The 7549-nt window shown below is 66.2% G+C and carries 5 protein-coding genes and 1 pseudogene; 2 read left to right on the top strand and 4 right to left on the bottom strand.

Annotation, left to right across the window (positions count from 1 at the left end; genetic code table 11):
- A partial coding sequence (locus tag ACLBX9_RS29810; protein WP_447721454.1) for a sugar transferase occupies positions 1-722 on the bottom strand: 722 nt, incomplete at its 3' end.
- A 697-nt stretch (positions 723-1419) separates the two neighbouring features.
- Here ACLBX9_RS29810 and mddA point away from each other — a divergent pair.
- On the top strand, positions 1420-2154 hold the full coding sequence (mddA, locus tag ACLBX9_RS29805; protein WP_010686508.1) for a methanethiol S-methyltransferase: 735 nt from the start codon (positions 1420-1422) through the stop codon (positions 2152-2154).
- 38 nt (positions 2155-2192) lie between these two features.
- Here mddA and ACLBX9_RS29800 read toward each other — a convergent pair whose 3' ends face one another.
- From ACLBX9_RS29800 to ACLBX9_RS29790, 3 genes and pseudogenes are all read right to left on the bottom strand, one after another.
- Positions 2193-3182: an ABC transporter substrate-binding protein gene (locus ACLBX9_RS29800; protein WP_447721453.1), complete on the bottom strand. Its 990-nt coding sequence runs from the start codon at positions 3180-3182 to the stop codon at positions 2193-2195.
- Positions 3183-3210: 28 nt separating this feature from the next.
- Entirely contained in the window at positions 3211-4980 is a 1770-nt protein-coding gene (locus ACLBX9_RS29795; RefSeq protein ID WP_447721455.1) for an adenylate/guanylate cyclase domain-containing protein, read from the bottom strand.
- Between the two features lie 318 nt (positions 4981-5298).
- Positions 5299-5927 (bottom strand): annotated as a pseudogene (locus ACLBX9_RS29790) (tyrosine-type recombinase/integrase); the annotation flags it as partial.
- A gap of 318 nt (positions 5928-6245) precedes the next feature.
- Between ACLBX9_RS29790 and ACLBX9_RS29785 the strand changes: the two are divergent.
- A complete protein-coding gene (locus ACLBX9_RS29785) occupies positions 6246-7328 on the top strand; it encodes a catalase family protein (RefSeq protein ID WP_447721385.1) in 1083 nt (360 codons plus the stop codon).
- Positions 7329-7549: the final 221 nt, after the last annotated feature.

Raw genomic sequence — 7549 nt, 5'->3', positions numbered from 1 at the left:
CTTCCGCGTTGGGCGAGGACGGCCGGGATGGTGCGCAGCATGATGACGAGGTCGCGGCGCAGGCTCCAGCGGGTGGCGTAGTCGAGATCCAGCGCGACGCGCTCGGCGTAGGTCGTGTCGGAGCGGCCCGAGACTTGCCACAGCCCGGTCACGCCCGGCGGCACGGCGAAGCAGGTGGCGAACGCCCGGCCGTAGCGGGCCACCTCCGCGGGAACGATCGGCCGCGGGCCGACCAGGCTCATCTCGCCGCGCAGCACGTTCCAGAGCTGGGGCAGCTCGTCCAGCGAGGTCTTACGCAGCACCTGGCCGATCGCGGTCACGCGCGGATCGTCGGTGAGCTTGTGGGTCTCCGCCCACTCGGTGCGCGCCCGCGGGTTGGCGGACAGGTGGGCCGCCAGCACCGCCTCGCCGTTGGTGACCATCGAGCGGAACTTCAGGCAGCCGAAGCGGCGCCCGTCCCGGCCCAGGCGCATGTGGCGGTAGATCGGCGGCTTGCGGTCGCCGGCCCAGACCATCAGGGCGATCAGCAGGAGGAGCGGCAGCAGGAGGAACAGGGCCGTGGCCGCCACGCTCACGTCGAGGCTGCGCTTGGTCGCCCAGTCCAGGCGCAGCCCCCGCGCCACGAACGGCGTCTCCGGCAGAACAGCCCCCGCCACGATCTCCGCCGCCTCGCTCACTTGGTCAACCAGATGACCGGCCACCTGCTCAGCGCCACTGGACATCTCGACATCGCGGCGCGGCGCAAAACCAGGAGCGGCAGCAGCGGTTTCGGCATGGGGCGGCACGGTTTCAGCTCCTCTGCTAATGCCGGAAACCAGCGTTAACAATCTCTTACTAGCCGGCTTGTAGCTTCTGATAATAGCTTTGACAAGATGATGATTACAGATTTTAACAGAGCCGATGAATTAAATGGCGCAGGTCTACGTAGGCTTCACGCACGTTCCGGCGAATAAACCAAGAATTTTTATCGTTAACCGACTACGTAGTGGTTACGTAGCAAGAAACATGCTCTTGAGAACGAGCTGTTTTCACTGATTTTACTGTCGACGACGGTACAAATTTCTCAAACATTCGCGTTCGAATTCATGCCTTCGGACGTCCGAAGGACACTTTCTGGAAGTGGCTCATCGGCGCCTCTATATGCCCCGCCATCCGTCGGCCGGCTGATGCGGGCTAACAATGGATGAAGTACTTCCGGTAAGGACGCTCGACGGCGCGCGCGGCGGATGAAATCGGCCTTCTCCCGGAGGCTGATCGGCTCGGCCGATGGCATATCTTCGGGGCACCCGCCCGCGTCTGTGATGGCGATCACAGACGCGGGTGGGCGGCTGGCCGCATGAAGCTCCGGGCCGCGAGGCACCGGGTCATGACCGAGTCTCGGAGCCCGACCGACTACGCTCTTGTCGCCGGAGATCTTCCATGCCGCACGCCGCACGCATGAGCTACGCCGTGTTCTGCTACGCGGTCTTCCTGCTCGCCTTCCTCTATGCAGTCGGCTTTCTCGGACGCGCCTTCGTTCCGAAGACCGTCGACGACGGGCCGATCGGCCATTCGGGACTCGCCGTCATCGTTGACGTCGCCCTGCTCGCCATCTTTGCGCTACAGCACAGCGTGATGGCTCGTCCGCGCTTCAAAGCCTGGTGGACCCGCATCGTCCCGAAACCGATCGAGCGCAGCACCTACGTCCTTCTCGCCAGCCTCGCCCTGCTCCTGCTGTTCTGGCAATGGCGTCCACTCCCGACGATCGTTTGGTCGATCTCGGAACCGGTCGCATCGGTCGTCCTCGCGGGTCTGTTTTGGATCGGCTGGCTGGTGGTCCTCGCCAGCACCTTCATGATCAGCCATCTCGACCTTTTCGGGCTCAAGCAGGCCATTCAGGGCTGGCGCTCGACCGTGCAGGGTGAGGCCACGTTCACGACCCCTCTCCTGTACAGGCACGTTCGACACCCGATCTACCTCGGGTTCGTAGTGGCCTTCTGGGCGACGCCGACGATGACGGCCGGCCACCTGTTGTTCGCGGCAGTTGCGACGGCCTACATCCTTGTCGGCATCCAATTGGAAGAGCGCGACCTGATTGCTCTCTTCGGCGATCGCTACCTTCGCTATCGGCGCGAGGCGGGCATGCTCTTGCCGCGCTTTCGCAGCACTCGCTGATGGCGGCGGTTGCCGACGGACCCGTGGCCGTCGAATTTCTACTCGATCACCACGTCCGCGCTGCTCAAGATCGAGGGTGGCAGCGTCACGCCAAGGCGTGTGGCTGCCCCGACGTTGGCGAACAGTTCAACCTTCGTGACGAGTTGCACCGGCAGGTCGCGGAGCTTCTCGCCCCGGAGCAGGCGATCGGCATAGATGCCGGCTTGGCGATGCGTCTGTGTGAAGTCGCCGCCATAGCTCAGCAGCCCGCCGGCATTGGGAAAATCGCGGGATTGGGTGATCGCCGGAAGGCCGTGGCGGCTGGCGAGCATCGCCAGCTGCGCGCTGCGATAGGCGAAGAAGGGGTCGGAGGTGAAGACGAGACCGGGCACCCCGAGCCGGCGCGGCGCCGTGGAAAGCGTCTCGAACTCGTCCTCGCGGCTGGCTTCGAGCACGTGGAGTTGCAGACCGAGGCTGGCCGCCGACGCCTGGAGCCCGGCCAACTGCGAGCCGGCCGTGGGGCTGGTCGGATTGACCGCGACGGCGAGGGCGGCGGTCGTCGGAAACAGCTCCCGCATGAACTCGAGCCGCTTGTTCGAGACCTCGACGCTCAGGCTCGACACGCCCGTAAGATTGCCACGAGGCCGAGCGAGATCCTCCACCACGCCGAGGACGACCGGATCGCCACCCATCTCGAAGACGATCGGGATCGTCTCCGTCGCCGCCCGCGCCGCAAGCACCACGGGCGCGCCACCGGGCGAGACCAGGACCGCGATTCCGCTACCGGCTAGCTCCTTCGCGAGCGCGGGCAGCCGCTCGTAGCGCCCGTCTGCCCAGCGAAAGGCAATCGCGACGTCGCGTCCCTCGACGAACCCAGCATCGGCGAGCCCCTCGCGAAAGGCCTCGAGCCGGCTGGCCGCGCGCTCGGGTGTCTCGGATCCGAGATACCCGATCACCGGAAGCGTCGGCGCTCGCGCCTGCACCGCACGGGTCAAGACGCCGCCGAGCAGGACGCTCACCGGCCCAGTGAGAATTGCCCGTCGCCTCATCTCTTCGCTCCTCGCCAAGAGCATAAAGTCACGCCGCTGCGTCCGGCGTTGGCCGGGCGTCGGTCCCTTGGCCAGTCGCCACGGCGAATACCGCGACCGGATCGTCGAAGCCCTTCAGGCGCCGCGTCCCGAGCGATACCAGGGGAACACCGCTCCCGATCGCCTCGGCCGCCGTGCGGTCGACGAGGATCTGGCCGTCCTCAGCCGACGCGCACAGGCGCGATGAGAGGTTCGTCACCGTGCCGATGGCCGTGTAGTCCATCCGGCTGTCGGACCCGATGCGCCCGACCGTGGCCGGTCCCATCGCGAGGCCGACCCCGAAGCCGAGCGCATGGCCGCGCGCTCGCCAGGACGCGGCCATGCCCTGCACCGTCGCCTGCATCTCGATCACCATGCGGGCAGCTCGCAACGCCGGCTCGGGGCAGGCCACCGGCGCATTCACCAGGATCATGACGCCGTCGCCCGCGAAACTCATGAGCGTCGCACCGTGCCGGTCCACGATCGCGCCGACCGCCGCGTAGTATTCGCTGAGGACGTCCATGATCACACTCGGCTCAGATCGGGCCGAGAACGGGGTGAAGCCCCGCAGGTCGCCGAAGACGACGACGACCTCGACGCGCTGTCCATTGAGAACACTGTCATCGCCGGCCCGGTCCACGAGCTCGGCGACTTGCGGCGCGAGGAAGCGTTTAAGCCGGTCGATACGCTCCGAGCGCTCCCGCGAGATCGCGACCTCGCGTGTCATCTGGTTGAAGCGAGTCGCGAGCCGCCCGAGCTCGTCGGTCCTCGCGATGTCGATGCGGTGATCGAACTGGCCGGCCCCGATCCGGGCCGCGCCGTCCTCCAGCAGGCGGATCGGCCCGGTCATTCGGCCGGCGAGCCAGTAGGCGAGCGCGGCGGCGAAGCCAGTGCCGGCGAGCAGCAGGCCGAGCAGGCGCCAGAAGGCAGCTCGGATCGGACCGAATGCCTCGGCGGCCGGCTGGTGGACGACCACGCTCCAGTCCGGCCCCTGGACCGGCGCCATGGCGGCGACCACCGCGTGCCCCGCCGGGTCCGGACCGGCGACCGCGCGCCCATCCTGCGCGATGATCGCAGTCCGCAGCGCCCGGAGGTTCTCGACCGTCCGGTCCGCGGCGCCGCGTAGAACCAGACTGATGTCGGGATGCGCGATGAGCCGGCCCGGCCGGTCGAGCACGAAGGCCTGTCCGGTCTCTCCGATCCGAATTCCCGCGATAACGTCCAGGATCAGCTTCAGATTGATCTCGGCGACCGCGACGCCGGCCGCGGCGCGGTTTCCCGCCACGGCTACGGTCATGTACGGTTCGGAATTGCGGTAATAAGTGACGGGTCCAAACCAAGCCTGCCCGGTCCGAGCCCCCAGAACCGCTGGATCCGCCGATGCGTCATCGCCGCTCTCGACACGGTTGAGGCCGATTCGCGATACGGAGAGCCGTTCCTTAGAGGCGCCGTCGATCAGCCTGAGGCTCGTTACGGCGGGGGCGTGGCGCAGAAGGCGCAGCGCGTCGATGCGCCGTCGCTCGTCGGCTCCCTCAGTCCAGGGCAAGTGGACCATCCAAGCGAGCTGGTTTCCGATCCCTTCAAGGAAAATCGCGATGCGCGCGGCCGCAGTCCGGGCCTCGGCACCGAGGAGATCGTTCAGGTGGGCCCTCTGGTCCTTATACCCGAACCATGCCTGACTACCGCCAGCGGCGAGCAGCGGAACGACCACGGCCGCGAACAGAACAAAGAAGTATTGTCGGAACAGCGAACCCCGCGGCAATATCGGGAAGCCTGCCATCGCCCGATCCATTCCAAGGCGCATCGATACGCTCCGGGAAGACCGAGCCACGATCCCTGCAGTGCCTCTGAAACGCACCGGGGATTGCCCGAGCTCGCCGGTCAGTGCGCGACTATGTTCCGGACCAGAGTGCAGCGCCAGTCTATCCTGCGGGTCGCTGACCGAAGCGGGGTTCGAACACACATCGAGATGGGCCGCGTTTCCGCGTCGTCTGCTTCGGAGAGGCAACTCGATTCGGAAGAATGACCGAGATAGGCGCTTTAGTGCCAGGCTAATTTGAGAGCTCCTCGACATTGGAGCCGAGGGGCCGAGCGCTGAAATCTCAGTACCCTCGGTCAGGGTCAGAGCATCCTCGACGTCCACACCGAGGTACCTGACCGTACTCTCGATCTTGGTATGACCGAGTAGGATTTGGACGGCACGCAGGTCGCCGGTCCGTTCGTAGATCAACGACGCCTTGTGCGACGGAAGGAGTGGGTGCCGTCATCCTGACTTCGCATCCCGATGCCCATGACTCAGTCATCGACCAGGCGCGCATACTGCCGGGTGCTGATGCGGGTGACACCGTCGAGCCGACTCGGAAAGGCATAATCGTCTAGCGTTCCACCCCTCGCCTCCAGCCATGCGAGGATGCTGGCACGCGCGGGTTCGAGCCATTCGGACTGCACCGGTCGGCCGGTCCTGCGCTGGATGACGACAGCCCGGCTGCCAACGCGCCCACCACTGACGAGATCGCTGATCCAGAGCTTGACGATGTCGCAGCCGCGCAGCGTGCTGTCGATGGCGAGATCAAACATCACCCGGTCACGTGTCCGCTGTTCGCGGTCGAGCCAGAACCGGATGGCCCAGACCTGCTGAGGCTTGAGGGCGCGCTTGGCGCCGAGCTTGCGGCCAGCGTTCCAGGCTGGCCGGCCTTTCTGAGCCGGACCGTATGCGGAATGTCCCATCGTCTATCTCCGCGCCGGCCCATGCCGACGAGGCGAGAAGACACCCGAACCGATGCTCCCTACGCTGAAGCCAGCCTAAGCAGACGGGCTGGTTGCGACCCAACTTCGCCTTAACAGCGTGTATCGAGATCTCCGGAAAGCGGACATTCGCTGAAGATCACGAGGCAAATGCGTCGCATACGCCCAGACCCCAACTTCCCGCGCGATCTCATCAGGCTGAACGCCTGTGAGAGTGATGCTCGTGGGTGACCCGGAACTCGCCCGTCCCCTGGGAGATGCCTCGGTACGACGCTATTCAGCACGCCTGGAGAGATCAGCATGACCTACCTGCGCTACGCGCCCGACATCGAGAGGCCAGCGCCGAACGAGCAGGAGACTATCGACGGCATCATCCAGGGCATGACTCTGCAGGCGCAGACGGTCGAGAAGCGCGAGCACCACGCGGTCCGCGCCAGTCACGCCAAGAGCTCCGCCTGCGTGACGGGCGAACTGGCAGTCGCCCCCGACCTGCCGCCGGAACTCGCTCAGGGCCTATTCGCGACGCCCGGCACGCACAAGGTGGCCGTACGGTTCGCCCAGGGTCCGGGCGAGACCCTCGGTGACCGGGTGTCCACTCACCGTGGCATGTCGATCAAGGTGTTCGACGTGCCGGGCGAGAAACTGTCCGGCCACGGCATCAATACCCAGGACTTTGTACTCGCCACCGGCACGACCTTCCCGTCCGGAACAGCAGCGGGATTTTTGCGCGACGGGACCGTCATCGGCAAGTCGACCGGGATGCCGGAGGGGGTGAAGAGCGCCGTCTCATCGACCGCGCGCAACCTCAACCGGGTTCTGCACGCCTTCGGCGCCGAGAGCGCCATGGCCGATTTTTTCGGTCACCCCTACAGCCACCCACTCGCCGACAGCTACTTCAGCCAAGCGCCCGTGCGCTTCGGCGACTACGTGGCCAAGCTCGGTGCAATACCGATGACCGAGGCCCAGCGTGCGCTCTCCGAGTGGCGGCTCGACCCGCACCAGGACGAGGACGGCTTCCGGCACGCCTCGATCGCGTTCTTCCGGGAAAATGAGGTGGTGTTCGAGTTGAAGGCGCAACTCTGGGCGGATGCCGAGAAGCAACCCATCGAAGACGCCTCGGTCGACTGGCCGGTCTCGGTCAGCCCGTACCGCACGGTGGCGACGGTCCGCCTGCCACGGCAGGACGCCTATTCCCCCGAGCGGGTCCGCTACTTCGACGAGGTGATGACCTTCCGCCCGGCGCACAGTCTCGCCGCCCACCGCCCCCTCGGCTCGATCATGCGGGCCCGTTTGCAGGTCTACCAGGCGCTCAGCGCGTTCCGCCATCGTGAGAACTGCCTGGCGGAAGAGGATACGAGCACCATCGACCGCATCCCCGCCTGAGTGACCGCGCCGCGTCGCACCGCTTCCCGCCGGGGGTGGGGTGGGGCGCCTTGATCCCGGCGGAGCGCGAGGGGTGGAGCGGTTGCGGAAGCCGCTCCAACTCCGAGAGATCGTCACGCCCTCGCGAAACTGGAACCGTCAGCATAACTCCAGAGCGGACGCTGCGGTGATGTCTGCATCGACGCGATGACGCCCGAAAGCGGGTCGGCAGGAAGCCACCC

The sequence above is a fragment of the Methylobacterium sp. A49B genome, assembly GCF_053346215.1.
This window is presented reverse-complemented; position numbering and strand designations above follow the sequence as displayed.